Below are 21,216 nucleotides of genomic sequence, written 5' to 3' on the forward strand. Positions count from 1 at the left end.
CCCGCGCGCCGCCGCAATCATGAGCCTGCTCGCCACCGCCAAGGCGAACGGACTCTGCCCGCAGGCCTGGCTCATCGACGTGCTCACCCGACTGCCGACCACGCGCAACCGCGACATCGACAGCTTGCTGCCGATCGAGGGCTGGGCGCCGATCTGCAACTGAGGCTCAGCACGGCGAGTGGGGAAGCGGTAGGTGGCTCGGGCGGACGCATACGCGATAGCCGAGCGCGATGTCGATCAGACGCCGAAGGTGCTGGCGCAAGCGGGCGAGTCCCGCATCGTCATGGCGCACATGCAGGTTGAACACCACGCAGGCGAAATCCTCGCGGGCCCAGGCCAGCGCGGTCTCGGTGTCCCTGCGGATCAGTCGCACCGTGCCGTAGATCAGGTCCATCGCCTCGCTGCGCGCCGCCTCGGCGACCTCGCCGAGGAAGGCCACGAGTGCGGACGGCGGCACATAGAGTTCGGTGATCACCTCGCTGCCGACATGGCCCAGGCGGGCGTCGATCGCATCGTGATAGCCGTCGAGGTAGACCCCGAACTGGTGGTCGTCGCTGGCGTAGTGCTGGCCATCGGTGGCGAGGTAGAACGCGCTGTAGCGCCGAAACGCCTCGCTCTTGTCGACATGGGCCAGCCACAGCAGCTCGCGCCAGTGCGCCGCCGACAGCGCCTGCTGCTGCGTTGCCGCCGGGCGCGCGGGCTCGATCGGGTGGTAGCAGGCGAACACGCCGAGGTCGAGGAAGTCCGCACTGCGCGGATCTATCGCGAACTGGAAGTCCCCGTACAGCGCGCCCTGGCTGATCGCCTGCGCGAACGCCGGCATCAGCTCGGCGCGGCGACACAGGGTCACCCGACGCTGCAGCCACTGGCGCCGGCGCAGTCGCAGCTCGACCTCGGTCACGACGCCGAACAGGCCGTAGCCGCCGATCACCTGCGCGAACAGCTCGGGCCGATGGGTGCGATCCACCCGCGTGCGCTCGCCCGAGGGCAGCACCAGCCGGAAGCCCTCGATGTCGTCGACCAGCGGCGGCACGTCGAGGCCGCGGCCGTGGATGTTGGCGGCCAGCGATCCGCCCAGGCTGAAATCATCAGCGCCGGTCTGCTTCTGGCGGATCGCCCAGCCGCCGCCACGCGCATCACGCTGGGTGATCAGAAACTGCTGCAGCTCCGGCCAGCGGGTGCCGGCGTCGACGCGGATGCGACCGCTGCCGGAATCGAACGCGCGCACGCCGCACAGGGACCGCGTGTCCAGCAGCCAGCCGCCGTGGGCGAACTGTTGCCCGCCCATCGCATGCTGGGCGCCGCAGACCGCCAGTCGCTGGCTTGCGCGGGTCGCCAGGCTGAGCGCGGCGGCCACGCCGCGCTCGTCTTCGGGCTGGAAGACCCGCTGATGCTGGCTGGCGTTCAAGCGGCTGTGCACATCGTTGCGCCACGGGCGGGGGAGGGGGTTCACAGCGGCGTTCATGGGCGTCTCCGGATCAGGCATGCGGCGACGCTGGGTGCGCGAGGTGGCGTCAGGCAAGCCGCTCCGGCAAAGTCGCGTCTGACGCAACTTCGGGTCTCTTCCGGCATGACTTCCGCTGCTTCCGCGACCCCGCCCTGCAACCCGCGCCCGCTGGTCGATGCACTCAAGCGCGCCCTGCGCCGCGAGGGCATCACCTATGCCCAGCTGGCGCCGCGGCTGGGGCTTTCCGAGGCCAGCATCAAGCGATTGTTCTCGCAGGGTCGGTTCTCGCTGCAGCAGGTACTGCAGGTCTGCGAGGTGCTGGGCATCGAGCTGGCCGAGCTGGCCCGCGGCAGCCAGGCCCGCGCCGAGCACGCGCGCGAGCTGTCGATGGCGCAGGAACGCGCATTGGCCGAAGAGCCGCGCTTGTTGCTGCTGTTCCACCTGCTGTGCGCCGGCTGGAGCCTGCCGGCGTTGGCCCGCGAGTTCGGCATCAGCGGCAACGAGCGAACTCTGCTGCTGGCCCGGCTCGACCGGCTGGGCCTGATCGAACTGCAGCCGCGCGACCGCGTGCGCCTGCAGGTGCCGCGCGATTTCAGCTGGCGCAGCAACGGGCCGGTGCGGCGGCGCTACGGCGCGCAGGTGCTGCAGGAGTTCATGCTCGATCGTTTCGCCGGTGAACGCTCACTGCTGCGCTTCGAAGCCCGCGAACTCAGCGAGGCCTCGATCCAGGTGATCCGCCGCAAGCTGGAGCGGCTGGCGTTGGAAGTCGCCGAGCTGGCCGAACTCGACGCCGGCCTGCCGGAATCGCGCAAGCGCAGCATGGGCGTGGCGGTGGCGATGCGGCCCTGGGTGTTCTCGCTGGTCAGCGCGCTGAAGGCGGTTGCGACGCAGGCGCCGGCAAGCCCGTTGGATCGCTAGCCGCCGCGCTTGCGGCTCGACCCGAGCTTGCGCGTCAGCGTATTGCGCCCCAGCCCAAGCCGCTCAGCCGCCTGCTGGCGATGGCCGCCGGTGACGGCCAGGCCGGCATTCAGCATCACCTGTTCGAAGCGCTCCAGCGCCTGTGGGTAAAGATCGCGGGTGTCGGCGCGCAGAGCGGCTTCGGCCCATTGGCGCAGGGCGTCTTCCCAGCTGCCGGCCGAGGGGCTGCGGCTGCTGCCGCGAAGATTGTCGGGCAGGTCGCCGGGGCGGATCACGTCGCCGGGCGCGAGAGCAGCGAGGCGCCAGCTCAGGTTCTCCAGCTCGCGCACATTGCCGGGCCAGTCGTGTGCGAGCAGGCGGTCGAGGGTGGCGCGATCGAAGCGTTTGGCGCCGGCGCCGAGCTTGGCCACGGCGTCGGCGAGAAAGCGCTGGGCCAGCACGGGAATGTCTTCGCGGCGCTGGCGCAGGGCCGGAATGTTCAGCCGGACAACGTCCAGCCGATGCAGCAAATCGGCACGGAAGCGACCCTGTTCGACCAGCGCATCCAGCGGCTGATGGGTGGCGGCGATCACGCGTACGTCGACGCGGATCAGCTCGCGGCCGCCGACGCGGAAGAACTCCCCCTCGGCCAGCACGCGCAGTAGCCGCGTCTGCAGCGCCGCCGGCATGTCGCCTATTTCGTCCAGAAACAGGGTGCCGCCGTTGGCCTGCTCGAAGCGGCCATGGTGACGACGCGCGGCGCCGGTGAAGGCACCGGGCTCGTGGCCGAACAGTTCGGATTCCAGCAGTTCCGACGGGATCGCGGCGGTGTTCAGGGCCACGAAGGGCTGCGCCGCGCGCGGCGAGTGCCGGTGCAGGGCGCGCGCGACCAGCTCCTTGCCGGTGCCGGTCTCGCCGATGATCAGCACGGACAGCGGCGCCTGCGCCAGCTTGCCGATGGCGCGGAAGAGCTCGCGCATGGCCGGGGCTTCGCCGACCAGGTCGGGGCTCTCCGCGCTGCTGGGGGCGGCCGGCTCGGGCGGGTGCTCGTCCTGCTGCAGCGCGCGTCGCGCCATCGCCACCGCGGTGTCGAGATCGAAGGGCTTGGACAGGAAGTCGTGCGCTCCGCCGCGGAAGGCGCCGGCAGTGGAGGCCACGTCGGTGTAGGCGCTCATCACGATTACCGGCAGATCCGGATGGTCGGCCTTCAGCACATTGAGCAACTTGAGGCCGTCCATGTCGGGCATGCGGACGTCAGTGAAAACCGCAGCCGGCGTGGTCCGCGCCAGGGCCGCGAGCGCGGGCGTCGGGCCGTCGAACTCGCGCACCTCGAAGCCGGCATCACGCAGGGCCTCCGCCAGCACGAAGCGGACCGAGCGATCATCGTCGATCACCCACAGGCAGGGGCTGTCAGTCGGCATGGGCATGGTTCTCGTCGAGGTGGTTGTCGCGGACCGGCAGCAGCAGTGAGAACACGGTGTGGCCGGGCCGCGAGCGGAAGCTGAGCGCGCCGCCGTGCTCGCGCGCGACCTGCTGGGCCAGGGCAAGTCCGAGGCCGGAGCCTTCGGGGCGGCCGGATACCAGCGGCAGGAAGATCCGCTCGGCCAGCGACTCCGGCACGCCGCGGCCGTTGTCCTCGATCTCCAGCTTGAGCGCCAGCCGGTAGCGCATCTCGCCGATCAGCACGCCGTGTTCGGCCCGCGAGCGCAACCGCACCACGCTGGCGCCGCTCTGCAGGGCGTTGCGGACCAGGTTCCACAGCGCCTGGGTCAGGCGGTCGGCATCGGCGGCGAGTTCGGGCAAGCTGGGGTCGTAGTCGCGCAGCAGCTGGATCGACCAGCCGGCCTCGGCTTCGGCCAGCAGCCGCACCCGTTCCAGCACCGCGTGCACATTGGTGGCGACCAGATCACGCGGTGCGGTCGGGCTGAGCAGGCGGTCGACCAGATCGGCCAGGCGCGCGGATTCGGTCAGGATCACCTCGACGTAGCGGCGGCTGTCGGGGTCATCAATCCGCCGCGCCAGCAGCTGGGCGGCGCCCTTCAAACCGGCCAGCGGATTGCGCACCTCGTGCGCCAAGCCCTTCAGGGCTGCGTGCAGGGCCGCCGGCAGCACGCTGGGGTCGCTACCCGGAAATGCCTCGCTGGGGTGGAACTCCAGCAGCAGGCCGGGTTCGTCCAGGAGCGGTGTCAAGTAAACCTCGGCGAAGCGATCGCCGCCTTCCACGCGCAGCTGCACGTGGCGACAGCGCAAGGAGCCGTTCTGCTCCAGCACCTGGCTGACCGCCGAGCCCAAGGCCGTGTCGCCGCCATCGAGCAGGCTCAGGTCGTGGCCGAGCAGGCGTCGGCGCGACATCCCGAGCCAGGCGCAGCAGGCGGGGTTGAGGTCGCGGATGCGCTGGGCGGCGTCGATGCACATCAGCGGCGTCGCCAGACGTTCCAGTGCGGCGGTAAGCGGAGCCATGGCGGATCTGCACAGGAAGAGTTGCGCCATCTTGGTGCAAATGGGCGGTGGCGGGAAGCGCCAGCGCCGATCGAATGCCGTGGCCTACGAATTGCCTCCTCAGCGCATGACTCGTCGCCGCGACGCTCGACATCACTGCGCCCTGTGCGCTGTCGTCGGCTGGCTGGCTGCCGGCGCCCGGCTCGGCCTGGCAGCGTCAAAAATCCACGCCGGCCCACTGCCACCCGAGCGCACCGACCGGGTCGACGCGCTCAGGTCGAACGCGCGGTCTCCGCTTGGCCCAACGTGTTCGAGTTTCCGTCTCGCGCGTTGGCAGGCGTGCCTGGCGTCGCGCCTGCCGCAGGGCTCGCATGCTTCAGGCGCTGAGGGCGAATGCATCCCGGCTGAGGTTTTCGGGCGCGCCGTCGGTGCAGACCACGTCATCCTCGATCCGCACGCCGCCATACGGCGCAAATGCCTCTACCCGCGCCCACTCGATCCGGTGGCCGGCGGCGCTGCTGCGCAGGCGCTGCATCAGGCTGTCGATGAAGTACAGGCCGGGCTCGATGGTGACCGCCATTGCCGGCTCCAGCACGCGGGTCAGGCGCAGAAAGGGGTGGCCGTCGGGACGCTCGATGCGGCCGCCGCCGTCGCTGGCGGCGAAGCCGGCGACGTCATGCACCTGCAGGCCGATCAAATGGCCCAGGCCATGCGGAAAGAAGGTCGAGCTCAGCTGCAGCTCCAACGCCTCCTCTTGCCCGCAGCGGATCACCCCGGCTTCGATCAGCACGCCGGTCAGCAGGCGATGGCACTCAAGATGCAGATCGCGGTAGTCGCGGCCCGGCCGTACCTGGTTGACCAGATCGAGCTGGACGCGATCGACCGCCGCGACCAGGGCGGCGAACTCGTCGTCCTGCGCGCTATAGGTGCGGGTGATGTCGGCCGCATAGCCGGCGCAGCTGGCGCCAGCATCGATCAGCAGCGAGCGCTGGCGGTCGGGTGCGGCGGTGTCGCGATGCTGGTAGTGCAGCACCGCGGCATGGCTGTTCAGGCCGACGATGTTGCCGTACGGCAGGTCGATGTCGCTATGGCCGCTGGCAACGAGATAGGCCTGATGGATGCCGTGTTCGGACGCGCCGGCGCGGAACGCCGCTTCGGCCGCCCGATGCCCGCGCACCGCGCGCTGGCTGGCGCTGCGCATCAGGGCCAGCTCGTAAGGCGTCTTGTAGGCGCGGTGGAAATGCAGGTAGTCGAGCACGGATGCGGGGTTGTCTGGGACGTAATCGCCCACCGTGGCATCGGCTTCACCGACAATCGCGCACTTGCTCGCCGGCGGAAGCAGTCGCGCCAGCTCAGCGTGGTCGCGGACGATGGATATACTGAACTGATTGGTCCAGTAACCTTCCGGGTCCGCAGGCGGCATATGCCAGAAATCTTCAGGCTGGAAGTACAACAGATGCGGCTTTTCCCCCGGAGTCACCCGCAGCCAGCAGCCCGGATGCTCGGTCAGCGGCAGCCAGGCTTTGAAATGCGGATTGACCTGAAAAGGAAACGGCATATCGTCGAGAAAGCGATACTTGATTGCGCCAGCGGCGATCAGCAGATGCGCGCGGCCGCTGCGTTCAAGCGCGCGTGCACTGCGCTGGCACAGGGTGCGGACATGGTCGGCGTGCAGCAAGGCGAGCTCAGCGGACATTGGCGTTTCCGTGCATCGGGCGGGAGGCGCACAGGATACCGTCGGCGTGGCGCAGCGACCGCTGGGAGCCTGGCATGAGCGCCGAGTTGACCCGACCCTCGGTGGGCCGCCCGATGATGGCCAGCCTGCTGGCCCTGCTGATGGGCCTGGCGGTGTCCGGCCTGCTGGCGCGCGAACACGCACGCCTGCTCAGCGCCCAGCAGACCGACACGCTGGAATGGCTGGCCGAACGCAGCGTCATCGGCCTGCGTTCCCAGCTGGAGAATTGCGCCCTGCTGGTGAAGTCGCTGCAGGCGCTGTTCAACTCCTCAGAGGAAGTCAGCGCGCAGGAGTTTCTGCGCATGTACGAGGATCTGCAGCCGCGCCGGCTGTTTCCGGCGCTGCGCTCGCTGGCCTACGCCGCCCATGAACCCGGCGACCCGCCACGCTACCCGACCACCTTTTACGCGCCCCTGCTCGGCAACGAGCGCTTGGCCGGGCTGGATATCAGCACCCAGCCGGCCAATCTCGAAGCCTTGGAGCGCGCGCGGGATAGCGATGAAGCGGCCATGTCGAAGGTATTCGACCTTGTCCAGATTGGCCTCGACGGCAAGCCCATGCAGGGTTTCATCGTGCGGCTGCCGGTGTATGCCAATGGGGTGAGGCCGCTGAATGTCGACGAGCGTCGGCGCACCTTCATCGGCTCGTCGGCCGCCTCATTCACGATCCACGAACTGCTGGAGCGGGCTCTGCCCGAGGGGGCGCAGCAGGTCAGCGTGCGCGTGTTCGACGTCAGCGAAGAGCCGATCCGGCAACTGTACGGCCCGCCACCCCACCGCAGCGAAGACGCACCTGCGCAGGTTCGCGAACTGGCTTTTGGCGGCCGCTTGTGGCGGCTGGAGCTGACCCCGCTGCCGGCGTTCCGGCAGTCGCTGCAGACCATCCCCTTCATCAGTTTCGGTTTCGGCGCGGTGGCCAGCCTGCTGCTGGCGGCGCTGTTCTGGAACGTCGCCCGCACGCGTGAAACCGCCTTGAGTCTGGCCGACAGCCTGAGTCAGCGTTTCCGCGACAGCGAGGAGCGCTTCCGCGCTTTGAACGACCTGCTGCCGGCGGCGGTGCTGCTGGCGCGCGCCGACGATTCGGTGATCTACGTCAACTACGCCGGCCGCCAGCTGCTCGGCGTGGCCGACAGTTCGCCTGCGTTGGACCTGCCCCAGCTGTTCGAGAATCCGGAGCTGGCCGAACGTGTGCGCCAGCTCCGCGATTCCGCTCTGGACGCACACAGCACCCGCATCCGCCGACCCGATGGCGCCGGCTTCTGGGCCTCGGTGTCTTTGACCGATATCGAGCTGGAGGGTCAGCCGCACCGCCTGATGGTGATCCAGGACAGCACCGAGGCGTATGCCCTGACCGAGCGCCTGCGGCATCAGGCGGCGCACGATCCGCTGACCGGCCTGCTGAACCGCTCCAGCTTCGAGCAGGCGCTGCGCGAAACCGCCACCGCCTCGACCGTGCGTTCGCGCCAGGCGGCCCTGCTTTACCTCGATCTGGATCAGTTCAAGCTGGTCAACGACACCGCCGGACATGACGCCGGGGACCGCATGGTGAATGAGCTGTCCAGCCTGCTGCTGGCCTGCATCGAGCCCAGCGATGTCATCGCGCGCCTGGGCGGCGACGAGTTCGGCCTGCTGCTGCGCGGCGCCAATCGCCACCATGCGCTGGCGGTGGCCGAGAGCATTCGCCAGACCGTGCGCGCACACCGGTTCGCGTTCGAAGGCAAACAGCATTCGCTGACGGTCAGCATCGGCGTGGTGATGCTCGACCAGAGCAGCAGCCGCGACACCCGCGAGCTGCTGGCCCTGGCCGACACCGCCTGCTACATGGCCAAGGAACAGGGTCGCAATCGAGTGCACCTGACCGCGCCCGATGATCTGCAGGCACGCCGTCGCCGCGACGAGATGGCCTGGATCAACCGGCTCAAGCAGGCCTTGGCCGAGAACCGTTTCGAACTGCACTACCAGCGGATTCAGCCGCTGCAGGCCGAGGCCGACGAAAGCCATATCGAACTGCTGGTGCGACTGCGCGATGAGTTCGGCCGGCTGGTGCCGCCGGCAGAGTTCATTCCGGCCGCCGAACGCTACGCGCTGATGCCGGCGATCGACCGCTGGGTGTTGCAGGCGGCGTTGGCCGGGCTGCAGCGTGAGGGTCACGGCCCGGCGGCGCGGCTGTGGGCGATCAATCTGTCGGCGACCACGCTGGAGGACGACAGCTTCGCCGACTTCGTCTGCGCCGAGCTGGGCAAGAGCGGCGTGGCGGCCTCACGGCTGTGCTTCGAGGTGACTGAAACCGCCGCCCTGACCCACATGGAGCGGGCGATGTCGTTCATCACCCGCATGCGCGCGCTGGGCTGCAAGTTCGCACTGGATGACTTCGGCTCCGGCATGTCCTCGTTCGGCTACCTGAAGCAGCTGCCGGTCGATCTGGTCAAGATCGACGGCAGTTTCATCCGCGATATCGAAACCGACCCGATGAGCCTGTCGATCGTGCGGGCACTCACCGGCATCTGCCACCAGGCGCAGGTGCAGGTTGTCGCCGAGTTCGTCGAGAACGCACGCATCGCCGATCTGCTGCGCGAACTGGGCGTCGACTACGCCCAGGGCTATGCGATCCACCGACCGGAGCAGCTGCCGCTGCCGCCGCGTTGAGCCATCGCGTCCGGCCGGTCAGCTTCAGCGCGCGCGCCCGCCGCTGTTGTCGGCGTCCAGCAGCGGCGGCCGGGAGCGGATTCTTCCACGCGCTCAATACCGCACGCGCCCGCCCGCCGGCTCGCGCTGGATCTCGATCCGCGCCGCCATCGCCGGAGTCAGGTGCAGCACATCGTTGGCATCCAGCAGCAGGGCCAGCCCCAGGTTCATCGATTGGCACAGCGCCTCGAAGCGCTCCGGCCCGCCAATCATCAGCGCGGTGGCGGCGGCGTCTGCCAGTTCGGGGTCGGCGTGGATCACGCTGGCCGCCAGGCTGTGTACGACCGGTGAGGCGGTGCGCGGATCCAGCAGATGCGGCCAGCGGCTGCCGTCGGGGTTCTCGCGGTACTTTGCATAGCCGCCCGAGGTGAACAGGCCTTCGCCATCGTGCAGGGGCAGCTCCAGCAGTACGCCGCCGGCCGGATCACGCACGCCCAGCCGCCACGGCCGGCCGCCGGCATCGCCCAGCGCAAGCACATCGCCGCCCAGATTCAGCAGCGCATGCCGCACGCCCCGCGCGCGCAGGCGTGCGCCGACTTCGCGCAGCGCCGCACCCTCGGCAATCGCGCCGAAATCCAGCTGCACGGCCGGATTCAGACACCGCGCCTGATCGGCGCCGACCAGCTCCACCTGCTGCACGCTGGGCGCCGACTGCAGCCAGGCGGTCAGTGCCGCAGGCGAAGGCGCCGGGGCGTGGATCGGATACTCGCTGGTGTGGAAGCCCCACAGCCGGATCAGCCCACCGATGCCGGGGTCGAACAAGCCCTGCGACTGCCGATTCAGCTGCTGGCTGCGCAGCAGCATTGCGCGCAGGGATGCCGGTAGCGGGTGCGCCTCGCCGCGGGCGCAGGCGGTATTGAAGCGGGTCAGGGCGCTGTCGCGCCAGGCATGCCAGTCGCGATCGAATTCGGCGAACTGCAGGCTGATATCGGCCAACCGCGCCGAATTCGCTGCAGCATTGCGCGCGCGCAGCTGGATCTCGGCGCTGCCGCCAAACACAATCAGTTCGGCGCGCAGCGGCGGCGAAAGCTGCGGCTGTGGTGCCGGTGCACAGGCCGTGCAGAGCAGCAGCACGGCTGCCGTCATACTGCAGCCGCGACGACGCACCTCAGTCGTAGTTCTGGTTGCCGGGGATCTCGACCCAGGCGTGCAGATGGGCGGCATCCTCGGGCCCGATGTCGATCAATCGAAAGCCGGACCAGAACTGCCCCGGCACATGGCTGGGCTCGGACCACAGCTGATGCACGCCGACTTCCAGCGTGCGCGTGCGCAGGCCCTGGCCACCGAGGGTGAAACGCAGCTGGTACAGGGCATCCTCAACCAGCGGCATCGAGGCCATCAGCATCATGCCGGTCTCGGAGATATTGCCGATCCGGCCGACGCTGAGCTCGGTCATGCTGTCGAACACTTCGATGGCCTCGCGGGCCTGCTTGCGCTTGGCGCGGCGTGCCTCGTTCATGCGCTGGCTCCTGCCGGTGCGCGCTGCGAGAAACTCTTCAGCGCGCCCATGATCGACTGCCAGGCGCGGTCGATCACCGTGCCTTCCTCAGCCATGACGATTTTCACCCGGCCGGCATGCAGCTCGCGCGCCAGCCACTCCAGGCTGTGCTCGGCAGCGCGCTGGCCGCGATGGTTGACGAACAGCGCGTTGCCGGTGACGGTGCTGAACCACGACATGCGCCGGCGCACGCTGCTGCCATCGGACTCGGTGAACTCGAACCAGGTGCCGAAGGGCAAGTGGCGGATGCGGTCGAACTGCGCGCGCTGCTCGTCGGTCAGCGGTGGCAGCGGCGGGGTGGCGGGGGTCTCGACCACGACGGCGTCCGGGGTCTGGCCCAGCCGCACCCGCGATTTCAGCTTCATCGCCAGCTCAGTGCGGGTGTTTCCCTCACCCTCAGGCTCAGGGTCGTCGCCGCTGGCCAGCAGGCGACCGGTGATCGCCCCGGCGTCGCCGTCGTGATAGCCGACCTTGATCAGCGAGCGCTCGATGTCCTCGCGCAGGTGGTTGGACACCGCCGGCGGCACATTCTGGCCGCCGCCGATTTCGATCAACTGTTCAGCGATATCAAGCTGCTGCCGGTACAGCGGCGACTCTTCGCCACCGCGCAGCAGCGACAGCGCAAGCACGTCGGTCCAGGCCTGCTGCAGCAGGGTCGCCAGAAAGCGCGGTACCCGCTTGCCGGCCAGGCGCTCGGAGATCGCGTTTTCGGCGCTGATCCGCGCCAGCTCGAGCTTCTCCTTGCCGCGCGCGGCTTCGACATGGCGGCGCTCGGCCACTTCGGCTTTGCGCGCCAGGGTCTGCATCTGCTGCTGCAGGTCGCTGACCAGGCCCTCGAAGACGCTGGAGTCGCCCATGTAGTCGTGGCTGGCCTTGTCGACCAGCACGCTGATCTTTTCCAACAGGCCGCGGTCGGCTTCATCGGCATCGACCAGCCAGCTGGTGCCGGTTTCCGCGACCACATTCAGCATCTGCCGCGCCGGGTGCTGGCGGCGGGTGAAGAAACCCTTGTCCGACATCGCCACCCGCAGCAGCGGTACCTGCAGCTTGGTCAGCAGGCCGGCGACCGGGCTGCTTTGCTTGATGTCGCGCAGGATGTGTTCGTACAGCAGGGTCATCAGTTCAAGGACGTCGGATTCCTCCGCGCCCAGGGTCGGGCTCATGCCCGGCGGGGTGACCTGTCGCAGCTGCGCCAGCAGGTCCTGCTTGAGATGGGTCAGCGAGCGTGCGGTCGGCTTGCCTTCCACCATCACCGGCACTGGCTCGCGCGCCTGCAGCAGAGCCAGCACCGCCTGTACATCGTCGCGGGTGGCGGTATGTGCGTTTGCCGGCGGCTTGCCCTGGTTGCTGCCCAACTTGCCGAGCAGGGCGCGACGCCCGGCCAGCAGGTCGCGCAGCATGTCGAACATCTTGGCGTCGCCGCCACCGCCCGCCTCGGTGCCGAGGTCCATGGGCTCGGAGCTGGCGGTGCCGGGCCAGGCGGTATACGGGCGCGGGCCTTCGTAGCCTCCACCGCTCTGCGGCGGGCCGCTCGCTGGGGTCGCAAATCCGCCGGCGTCGGCATGCATCGGGCCGCCGGCAGGCACACGTGGCGATGCGGGTTCGGCCGCAAAGCCCTGCGCGGCCACTGGCGGGGCCTGGCCCGCCGGTGCGGCTCCAAAGCTGCGCCAAGACGGCTGCGCTTTGCCCTCGGTGCGCGGCTCGGCGGCCGGTTCGGCGGGCTTATCGAGCTTGTCGGTCGATTTCTCGGCGGCTTTTTCAGCCGGCCGCGCTGCTGCCGGTTGCTTGCTGCGATTCGGCGTGTAAGCCAGATGCGGCAGCACCTTTTCGCGCGCCAGATAACTGTTCAGGGCCTCGAACAGCGAGCCGATCAGGCCCATCACCTGGCGTTCGAACTGGCGGTAGATCAGCAGACGGTATTCGTTGCTGAGGTCGAGCGTGGCCACCGCCATGCGCAGGAAGGTGCACAGCGCGCGCGGCCCCACCGGCAGGCGCTCGGCCTCGAAGGCGGGCCGCCCGGCGACCACGCCGAAGCGCTGGCCCAGCAGAAACAGCGGCAGGCTGTGGCGCACTTCGGCGCGGCTGGAGATCTCGCCGAGCAGCATGTTCTGCTCAAGCTCGACATCGGCCACCAGGGCCAGTTCGCCGAACGCCAAGCGGTCGTCATCGCCGCCTAGCGAGGGCGCGGCGGGCGGATCCTTGAGCGTGGCGAGTGCGCTTTCCAGCGCGATCAGAAAACGCGGAATGAGGTCGGCGCGGCCGCGCTTGATCTCGCGCAGGGCCTCGAAGCAGGACGCCTGGATATCGCCGCTGCGGGCCTGATCCGCCAGCTTGAACAATTGCTGTTCGGTTTCGTCGAGGGTGGCGCGCAGGCCGCGCTCCAGCTCGTCCGATGAGAACTTGAGCACGCCCTCCAGCAGTTGGCGGACACGTTTGGGTAACGCCCGCTGCGAGAGGCGGGCGTTCGCACTGGCGTCAAAAGCGGGGCTGCCGCCGTGCGCGTTCAGCATGGGTGCCGTCCTGTGCAGTTGAAGCTCATGATCCCTGGGTCCTCGCTGCGCGCCTCTCGGGTGGCCGTGGCCGACCTGTCGACGCCCCGCCGCAGCAGCGCCGGGCGCGCACGGTGATCATCGAGCAGGCAAGAAATGTGCCGCGCATCACATCCGATTGTGCGTTGAACTCGGTCGTGGCGGGGCGCCCAGCATATTCACCCGGGGCCGGTGAATGTGAAAGATGCTGGGTCGGTCCGCGCGGCAAAAAGTCAACTTCTGACATTTGTCGACAGCGCATCGACTCGCCGGCCCGATGGCGGCTGCACGTTCGCCTGCGTCGCCCCTTGCACCCACCCCGCTCGCTGGGTTTCCATCCGCGCTCCCGGACCGATCGCGTCCGCGTTACCGGAACTCCGCATGCTTCCGCGCCTGGCCTGTCTGCTCATGACCCTCGCTTCCAGTCTCGCCCTTGCCGACCAGCCGCTCAGCCTGGAGGCCCTGACCGGCGACCAGCCGCTGTCCGGCCCCTCATTGATGCAGCCCAAGATCGCGCCCGACGGCCGTCGCGTCACCTTCCTGAAGAGTCGCGACGAAGATCGGTATCGCCTCGACCTCTGGGAGTACCACATCGACAGCGGGCAGACGCGACGCCTGGTGGACTCCAAGGCGCTGCTGCCGGACGAAGTGCTGTCTGACGAAGAGAAGGCCCGACGCGAGCGCCAGCGCATCGTCGGCCTGAGCGGCATTGTCGACTACCACTGGGCGCCAGACGGACGCCGCCTGCTGTTTCCCTTGGGCGGCGAACTCTATCTCTACGATCTTGAAGCCGACGTCAGCGCGGCGGTGCGCAAGCTGACCGATGGCGAAGGCTTCGCCACCGACCCCAAGGTGTCGCCGAAGGGTGGCTACGTCAGCTTTGTGCGCGACCGCGATCTGTGGGTGATCGACCTCGCCGATGGCCGCAGCCACCGGCTCACCTTCGACGGCAACGAGGTGATCGCCAGCGGTGTCGCCGAATTCGTCGCCGACGAGGAAATGGATCGCCACACCGGCTATTGGTGGGCGCCGGACGACAGCGCGATCGCCTATGCGCGCATCGACGAGACCCCAGTGCCGGTGCGCGAGCGGATCGAGATCCACGCCGATCGCAGCAGCGTGATCCAGCAGCGTTACCCCGCCGCTGGCGAGGCCAATGTGCTGATCAGCCTGCATGTGGTCGACCTGAAGGCCGTCACCACCCCGCCGCAGGCGGTCACCGGCCGTATCGAAACCACCAATGGCCCGCGCACGGTCGCGCTGCAGGACCGCATGGGACCGCCGCAGCCGGTCGCGATCGACCTCGGCGCCGAGCGCGACATCTATCTGACCCGGGTCAACTGGGCCACCCCCGAGCTGCTCAGCTTCCAGCGCCAGTCGCGCGATCAGCGCCAGCTGGATCTGGTCCTGCACGATCTGCGCAGTGGCGAGCAGCGCGTGCTGCTGACCGAAACCAGCGACACCTGGGTGCCGCTGCATCACAACCTCAAGTTCCTGAAAGACGGCCAGCGCTTCCTGTGGAGCTCCGAGCGCAGCGGATTCGAGCACCTCTACCTCGGCGACCTCGCCAGCGGCGCTCTCACCCCGCTGACGGCGGGCGACTGGATGGTCGAGGATGTGCTCGGGCTTGATGAGCAGGCCGGCATGGTGTTCTTCAGCGGCACCCTGGAATCGGCGCTTGAGAAGCACGCCTATGCGCTGCCGCTGGCCGGCGGCGAGCCGACCCGGCTGACCGCAGCGGGGGCGTGGCACGAGGTGCGCTTTGCCGACAATGCCAGCGTGTTTGTTGACAGCTGGAACAGTCCGACCACGCCGCCGCGGCTCGACCTGCACCGCGCCGGAGGCGAGCGCATCGCCACCCTGCTCGAGAATCCGCTCGATGCCGAGCATCCGTACGCGCCGTACCTGGCCGCGCACCGCCCGATGGACTTCGGCACCCTGCGCGCCGCCGATGGCGAGACCGAGCTGCACTACAGCCTGATCACCCCGGCCGGATTCGATCCGGCCAAAACCTATCCGGCCGTGGTGCTGGTCTACGGCGGGCCGGCCGCGCAGACGGTCAAGCGCACCTGGCAGGTCGATTTCAACCAGTACCTGGCCCAGCAGGGCTACGTGGTGTTCTCGCTCGACAACCGCGGCACGCCGCGCCGCGGCGCCAAGTTCGGCGGTGCGCTGTACGGCAAGCAGGGCACGGTTGAAGTGGATGACCAGCGCCGCGGTGTCGAATTTCTGCGTGGCCTGCCCTATGTCGACGGCGCCCGCATCGGCGTGTACGGCTGGTCGAACGGTGGCTACATGAGCCTGATGCTGATGGCGCGCGCGACCGAGGACTACGCTTGCGGCGCGGCCGGAGCACCGGTCACCGACTGGGCGCTGTACGACACCCACTACACCGAGCGCTACATGGACCTGCCGCAGCGCAATCCCGAAGGCTATGCGCAGGCTTCGGTGTTCACCCACATCGAGGGCCTGACCCGCCCGCTGCTGCTGCTGCACGGCATGGCCGACGACAATGTGCTGTTCGTCAACAGCACCCGCCTGATGGCCGCGCTGCAGGCGCGCGCGCAGCCGTTCGAACTGATGACCTATCCGGGCGCCAAGCACGGCCTGCAGAAGAAGGATGCGCTGCACCGGTTCCGGGTCACCGAGAACTTCTTCGCGCGCTGCTTGCAGGCGAGCTCCGCGGGGCGCTGAGCGGGAGAGTCGACAGACGTGGGCGCGGGTTCCGGCGTGGTGTGGGTGATCACCTCGTTGCGCCGAAACCTTCAGCCGTTACGGTGATGGCGTCAGCCGCAACAGTCGGCCCGGGCTGCCATCAGTCAACACCAGCACGCTGCCGTCGGCGGCCACCTGCACATCGCGCAGACGCTCGCCGCGGGCGGCCAGCAGGGTTTCCTCATCGAAGCCGCCGTCCGTGCGTGGGCTCAGGCGGCGCAACGACTTGCCGGCCAGCGCGGTCACCAGCAGGTTGTTCTGCCACTGCGCAAACAGCGTGCCGCGATACAGCGTCATTGCCGACGGCGCGATCGACGGTGTCCAGCCGTGCACCGCATCCTGCATGCCCGCGTAGGTGGCGAACGGCGTGACTTGGGCGCCGCTGTAGTCGAGCCCGCGGGTGGCAACCGGCCAACCGTAGTTCGCGCCGGGCAGGATCCGGTTGAGCTCGTCGCCGCCGCGCGGACCGTGCTCGTGCGACCACAGCGTCCCGGTGCCGGCGTCGAACAACACCCCCTGCACATTGCGATGGCCGTAGCTGTAGATCTCCGGCAGCGCGTCGCTGCGGTGGCGGAACGGGTTGTCGGCCGGCACGCTGCCGTCGGGGTTGATGCGCACGATCTTGCCCAGATGACTGCGCAGGTCCTGCGCCGCCTCGCGGTAGGTGAAGCCGTCGCCCAGGGTCAGCAGCAGGCTGCCGTCGGCGAGCTGGGCCAGTCGTCCGCCGAAATGGGCCGAAGTGTCCTTCAACGGCTGTGCGCTGAAGATCGGCTGCAGCTCCTGCAGGGCATCGCCGACCAGACGCGCACGTGCCAGCCGGGTGCCATTGGCGCGTCGGTTGCCGTGGGCGTAGCTGAGGTAGACGATCTGGTTGCTGGCGAACTCGCGATCAACCAGCAGGCCGAGCAGCCCGCCCTGGCCCTCGGCGAACTCTGCTGGCACGCCCGCAATCGGCGTGGTCTGCAGCGCGCCTTGCGCCCACACCCGCAATTGCCCGCCGCGCTCGCTGATCAACCAGCGGCCATCGGGCAGCTCGGCCAGCGACCAGGCTTGATCGAGGCCTTCAGCCAGCACTTCGACCTTGGGGTCAGCGGCCTGCGCCCATCCCGCGGGCGCGGCCAGCAGGCAGGCAAGGGCGAGATGGCGCGGGGCGATGGGCATACGGAGCTCGACGAAGATTCTCGGACGAGCAGGATAGCGCCGCCTGCCACGCGGGCGCGGCGGCGCGATCTTCAGTTGGATTCGAAGCCGTTGGCGAACAGCGGTAGCTCCAGCAAGCGTTGCAGCGCATCGGCGCAGTCAAGGCGCGGATAGTCCTGCGCTGGCGTAGCGCGCGCCAGGCGCACCGGCGAGGCTTCCAGCGCCGCCTCGATCTGATCGGGCGTAGCGGCGGGCAGGGCCTGTTTCAGCAGGGCGATGCAGCCCGCGGTCATCGGCGCCGCCATCGAGGTGCCCGAGAAGGTCGAGGTGCCGGTCGCCGAGCCGCGGCCGGCGGCGGTCACGGGTGCACCCGGAGCGAGCAAGTCTGTGGTCGGGCTCAGGTTGGAAAAACAGGCGACCTGGTCGGCGGCGGTAGTGGCTGCGGTGCAGACGCTGCCGAACTGCTGGCTGCCGACATTGGCGTCATACACCGCGCCGACGGCCAGCGCCGAGGCGATGCAGGCTGGTGCCTGCATGTCCACCGAGGAGCCATTGTTGCCGCTCGACACGGTTGCCAGCGTGCCGCCAGCACGCAGCGGATTCAGCACATTGGCGAAGGCGGTAGTGAACGCGGCCGAGGCATCGCAGTCACCGGCAAAGCGCGCATTGGTGCCGAGGCTGGCATTGATCACACTGGCGTCCGGGTGGTTGATCCGCACCCAGTCATACGCGGCGACGATCTGAGAGCTGGTGGAGAAGCTGTTGTTCTGATCGAGCACGCGCACCGCCACGATGCTGGCGCCAGAGGCCACGCCGCGCGGTACGCCGGTGACGCCGTCAGCACCGACCGCGATGCCGCCGACATTGGTGCCGTGGCCATGTGCATCGCTGGCGGCGCCGGGGCCGAACTGCGTGGCCTCACCGTTGGGGCAGCAGCCGCCGACGGTGAGAGAGCAAAAGCAGGCCTCGTCGACGATCCGGCCGGCGAAGCTCGCGTGGTCGAGACGCAGGCCGCTGTCGAGGATCACCACCTTGGTGCCGGCGCCGGTCAGGCCGGCCAGCTGCACCGGCGTCACCTGGGCCAGCGGAATCGATTCCACCAGCGAGCCGCTGCCGCCCTCATCGAAGCCGATCCGCAGTGCGCCGCCGCGCTGTTTCAGCGCCTCCAGCGTGGCCACATCGATCCGCGCGGCGAAGCCGGCGAAGCTTTCGAAGCGGCGCTCGATCCGGCCGGCCAACTCGGGTACATCGGCCAGCAGTACATCCAGCTGCTCACGCGGGCTGACGGCGGCCGAAGCGCGCGCGGGGGGCGCGTCCAGCACCACGATGACGCGCAATTCGCCGCGGGTCGCCAGCGCCGCCCGCAAGCCGTCGTCCAACTGCAGACCAGCGGCCAGCGCAATCGGCGGCGTCAACACGCCGCCCAGCAGCGCCAGCCGCGCGAAAGCCCGTTTGATGTTTCGAAGCAGCGTGCGCATGGGGATCTCCGCCTGAAATGGACCGCCACCTGCAGTCGCCCGCTACAGGGTACGCGCTGCGGTAGCGCATTCTGTCAACCGGCGCGGCCGCGTGTTGCGCGACTGCGGCGGTTCAGAACCCGCCGCTGCCCGCGCCCCGGCGCGCCCGATCGCGAATGGGCTGCAGGTGCTGTCAGCTCGACCCGCGGCCAACCGTTGCCGTCGCTCCGCTAGCCCGACCGGCGTCGCTGCAGCCGCATCGAATACGCGAAGCGGCCGGTAGGATGCAGGCTGCGTGCGCAACCCACCGGTGTGCCAGCGCGGCTCACATACGTCCGCAGCACGCGCAGCGCCGCGGAGCCGGAGGCGAGGCCCAGCGTCGCCGCATGCAATGCCGGCAGCTCGATCGCATCAAAGCTCTGTTCGACGTCATCGATCTGCTGCAGATCCAGCACTTTCAGCATTGCCGCCACCGCGCTGTGCGGGTCCAGCAGGGCCGCCACCGGCAGTCCGCGCGCTGGGCGCAGGAATATCTCGGTGGTGCAGATCGGCGTGTCCCGCGTATCGCCGTAGAGCAGGCCGAACAGGCGGATCACGCGTGCATCGCCGCGCAGCTTGAGCAGGCGGGAGATTTCGACCGGCGCCACCACGCGCTCGCAGACAGACACATCGAGGCGGCCGTGCCGGCTGTACTGCATGAGGTCTTCGATCGAGACGACCTCCTGCTGATAGCGCATCGGCGGCGCGGGGGCGGTGACTCGCGTGCCCGCACCGGGCCGGCGCTGGATCAACCCCTGACCGTTGAGCAGGGCCAAGGCCGCGCGGGCCGTGTGTCGGCTGACGGCGTAATGCGCGCAGAGCTCGAACTCGGTGGGGAACTGGCTGCCGATACCGAACTCGCCGGATTGAATCCGGGCCACCAGGCTGTCGGCGATGAGCTGGTACAGGGGGGCGGTACGGCGGGGGGCACGCATGCCGTCAATTTTCCGACACGGCACAGCCGAATGCACGCGATTCCCGCCACAAATCTTCCACCCTGGTCGAAGCGCGCGTCGCGGGCGGCGCGTTGTGCACTAAGCTCAAGGCCCGCCAAGACCGGAACGGATTGTCCTGATGCTGTGTCCCGTTTGCACGGATGTCGGCCTGGTTCCGACCCGCCTCGAGAATGGACTCACCGGCCACGGCTGCGGCCGCTGCGGCGGGGTGCTGGTGTCAGCGCTGGACGCCCGCCAGTGGGCGGAGTCGCAGCCCGCAGGGAGTTGGGCCGGGTCCATCGAGGAGTTGGCCGAGACCTCCAGTGCGCTGAACTGCCCGAAGTGCGCCCACTTCATGAGCAAGTTCCGGATCGAGGCCGGGGTGACCAATCGCCTCGACTTTTGCGCCCATTGCGGCGAGTTCTGGCTGGATGCAGGCGAGTGGAGCCTGCTCGGTGCGCTGGAGCTGCGCGCGCACTTGCCGTCGATCTTCACCCAGCCTTGGCAGCTGGGAATTCGTCAACGCGAATCGACCGCCGCTCGCGAAGCCGAGCTGATCAAGGCCCTGGGCACTGCTGATCATGCCCGCGTCAAGGCGTTCGCCGACTGGCTTGCCACCCACCCGCAGGCTGCGCGGATTCGCCGCCAGCTCGGCGTGCAGGCACCGTAGCAGTGGCCGCTGTGGGTGTTGCTCGCCTGCTGTAGGGCAGCGCTACCAGCCCGAGATCCGGCTGGACCGCGCGCCGGGTTCGAAACGTATGCCCCCGTCCCGGCGCCTTCGACACAAGCCATCCGCCGGTTGCAGCCGCCGAGGCAACCGATTGAGGCCGAAAACCGCTCAAAGCCCCAGTTCTGGGACCAAAAGGCATTGACGGACAAAGCCCGCGGAGTCAGCCTTCGCGTCTCGGAAGCCGCTGTGGCTCCCAAACCCGGTCCCGCCCCTGCGGTCCACTACAAGGAAGCATCCAATGAACAAATCTGAGCTTGTCTCCGCCATCGCCGAACACGCCGACCTGACCAAGGTCCAGGCCGCCGCTGTGGTCGACGCCTTCACCAGCACCGTGACCGAGGCGCTGAAAAACGGCGATACCGTCTCCCTGATCGGCTTCGGCAGCTTCTCGGTGCGCGAGCGCGCCGCCCGCGAAGCGCGCAACCCGCGCACCGGCGAAATGATCAAGCTGAAGGCCAGCAAGGCGCCTGTGTTCAAGGCCGGCAAGGCATTCAAAGAAGCGCTGTAAAGCTGTCCTGGCGCCCGCCACCACGGCGGGCGCCAGCGGTTCCGGCCTGCAGGCGTTGGTTGTCGCGGGTTGCTGGCGTTGAGGTGAATTCTTCCCCTCGTGCCGTCTGTTCTACTTGGCTGTCAGACCGCCTCGCTTCGAGCTCGCGGTGACGCAGCCGGTCGCTTCACCACAAGGCGCCGTGCGAGCGTCGCGCTCGGATGTTGATCACCCCGGACTGTCCGATCTGTTGCCGACGGCCGCGATCTGAATTCCCCCGCAGGCGTTGAACACTCATCCATGGGCGAGCCAGTCGTGCCGTCAGCCCGGTTGTGGCGAGGTCGGTACTACCCGTTGTCGCGCGGTTCCGCACGACGCCCAGACGCAGGAAACGCGTCCCGGAAGCTCGCATCCAGCTGCGTCGAGTGCCTTGGACGACTCAATCGAAGGCACAAAACCCCGCAGATTCGCGGGGTTATCGCTCG

The 21,216-nt window shown here is 68.7% G+C and carries 16 protein-coding genes; 6 read left to right on the top strand and 10 right to left on the bottom strand.

The window, feature by feature from the left end:
• Positions 1-163, top strand: a 163-nt coding sequence (locus ACIQ7H_RS14195; protein WP_395792654.1) for a transposase domain-containing protein, incomplete at its 5' end; no start/stop codon positions are given.
• Between the two features lie 3 nt (positions 164-166).
• Here ACIQ7H_RS14195 and ACIQ7H_RS14200 read toward each other — a convergent pair.
• The gene (locus tag ACIQ7H_RS14200; protein WP_395792587.1) at positions 167-1,465 is read right to left on the bottom strand and encodes an FAD-dependent oxidoreductase; all 1,299 of its coding nucleotides are present in this window, start codon (positions 1,463-1,465) and stop codon (positions 167-169) included.
• A 105-nt stretch (positions 1,466-1,570) separates the two neighbouring features.
• Here ACIQ7H_RS14200 and ACIQ7H_RS14205 point away from each other — a divergent pair, with 105 nt between their 5' ends.
• Positions 1,571-2,365: a helix-turn-helix domain-containing protein gene (locus ACIQ7H_RS14205; protein WP_395792589.1), complete on the top strand. Its 795-nt coding sequence runs from the start codon at positions 1,571-1,573 to the stop codon at positions 2,363-2,365.
• On the opposite strand, the gene ntrC is transcribed toward ACIQ7H_RS14205, so the two are convergent.
• The 3 genes from ntrC to pepQ form a co-directional block, all read right to left on the bottom strand.
• Positions 2,362-3,771 (bottom strand): nitrogen regulation protein NR(I), encoded by a 1,410-nt coding sequence (gene ntrC / locus ACIQ7H_RS14210; protein WP_395792591.1) that lies wholly within the window; start codon positions 3,769-3,771, stop codon positions 2,362-2,364. The two genes, ACIQ7H_RS14205 and ntrC, sit on opposite strands and share 4 nt — an antisense overlap.
• Positions 3,755-4,804 (bottom strand): nitrogen regulation protein NR(II), encoded by a 1,050-nt coding sequence (gene glnL / locus ACIQ7H_RS14215; protein ID WP_395792593.1) that lies wholly within the window; start codon positions 4,802-4,804, stop codon positions 3,755-3,757. The genes ntrC and glnL overlap by 17 nt, the downstream gene beginning before the upstream one ends.
• A gap of 355 nt (positions 4,805-5,159) precedes the next feature.
• Complete coding sequence (gene pepQ / locus ACIQ7H_RS14220; protein ID WP_395792595.1) at positions 5,160-6,479, bottom strand: Xaa-Pro dipeptidase; 1,320 nt, start codon at positions 6,477-6,479, stop codon at positions 5,160-5,162.
• 74 nt (positions 6,480-6,553) lie between these two features.
• Here pepQ and ACIQ7H_RS14225 point away from each other — a divergent pair, with 74 nt between their 5' ends.
• Positions 6,554-9,163 carry an EAL domain-containing protein gene (locus tag ACIQ7H_RS14225; RefSeq protein ID WP_395792597.1) on the top strand — a complete coding sequence of 870 codons (2,610 nt, stop codon included), beginning with the start codon at positions 6,554-6,556 and terminating at the stop codon, positions 9,161-9,163.
• A gap of 93 nt (positions 9,164-9,256) precedes the next feature.
• Here ACIQ7H_RS14225 and ACIQ7H_RS14230 read toward each other — a convergent pair whose 3' ends face one another.
• Genes ACIQ7H_RS14230 through ACIQ7H_RS14240 form a run of 3 tightly spaced genes read right to left on the bottom strand, consistent with a single transcriptional unit; the run spans position 9,257 to position 13,210 of the window.
• Complete coding sequence (locus ACIQ7H_RS14230) at positions 9,257-10,288, bottom strand: FAD:protein FMN transferase (RefSeq protein ID WP_395792599.1); 1,032 nt, start codon at positions 10,286-10,288, stop codon at positions 9,257-9,259.
• Between the two features lie 22 nt (positions 10,289-10,310).
• The gene (locus ACIQ7H_RS14235) at positions 10,311-10,661 is read right to left on the bottom strand and encodes a PilZ domain-containing protein (protein ID WP_395792601.1); all 351 of its coding nucleotides are present in this window, start codon (positions 10,659-10,661) and stop codon (positions 10,311-10,313) included.
• A complete protein-coding gene (locus ACIQ7H_RS14240) occupies positions 10,658-13,210 on the bottom strand; it encodes a DUF1631 domain-containing protein (protein ID WP_395792603.1) in 2,553 nt (850 codons plus the stop codon). The genes ACIQ7H_RS14235 and ACIQ7H_RS14240 overlap by 4 nt, the downstream gene beginning before the upstream one ends.
• Before the next feature lie 399 nt (positions 13,211-13,609).
• Between ACIQ7H_RS14240 and ACIQ7H_RS14245 the strand changes: the two genes are divergently transcribed.
• Positions 13,610-15,922 (top strand): DPP IV N-terminal domain-containing protein, encoded by a 2,313-nt coding sequence (locus ACIQ7H_RS14245; RefSeq protein ID WP_395792605.1) that lies wholly within the window; start codon positions 13,610-13,612, stop codon positions 15,920-15,922.
• A gap of 78 nt (positions 15,923-16,000) precedes the next feature.
• Here ACIQ7H_RS14245 and ACIQ7H_RS14250 read toward each other — a convergent pair whose 3' ends face one another.
• The 3 genes from ACIQ7H_RS14250 to ACIQ7H_RS14260 form a co-directional block, all read right to left on the bottom strand.
• The gene (locus tag ACIQ7H_RS14250) at positions 16,001-17,104 is read right to left on the bottom strand and encodes a PQQ-dependent sugar dehydrogenase (RefSeq protein WP_395792607.1); all 1,104 of its coding nucleotides are present in this window, start codon (positions 17,102-17,104) and stop codon (positions 16,001-16,003) included.
• A 71-nt stretch (positions 17,105-17,175) separates the two neighbouring features.
• On the bottom strand, positions 17,176-18,561 hold the full coding sequence (locus ACIQ7H_RS14255) for a S8 family peptidase (RefSeq protein ID WP_395792609.1): 1,386 nt from the start codon (positions 18,559-18,561) through the stop codon (positions 17,176-17,178).
• A gap of 209 nt (positions 18,562-18,770) precedes the next feature.
• Entirely contained in the window at positions 18,771-19,514 is a 744-nt protein-coding gene (locus tag ACIQ7H_RS14260) for a GntR family transcriptional regulator (RefSeq protein WP_395792611.1), read from the bottom strand.
• A 139-nt stretch (positions 19,515-19,653) separates the two neighbouring features.
• Here ACIQ7H_RS14260 and ACIQ7H_RS14265 point away from each other — a divergent pair, with 139 nt between their 5' ends.
• Both ACIQ7H_RS14265 and ACIQ7H_RS14270 read left to right on the top strand, forming a co-directional pair.
• Positions 19,654-20,184, top strand: coding sequence for a zf-TFIIB domain-containing protein (locus tag ACIQ7H_RS14265; protein WP_395792613.1), 531 nt, complete (start codon positions 19,654-19,656; stop codon positions 20,182-20,184).
• Between the two features lie 298 nt (positions 20,185-20,482).
• Complete coding sequence (locus tag ACIQ7H_RS14270) at positions 20,483-20,752, top strand: HU family DNA-binding protein (protein WP_395792615.1); 270 nt, start codon at positions 20,483-20,485, stop codon at positions 20,750-20,752.
• Positions 20,753-21,216 lie beyond the last annotated feature (464 nt).

The organism is Aquimonas sp. (assembly GCF_044377145.1).
In the GTDB taxonomy this organism is placed as follows: Bacteria; Pseudomonadota; Gammaproteobacteria; order Xanthomonadales; family Xanthomonadaceae; genus Aquimonas.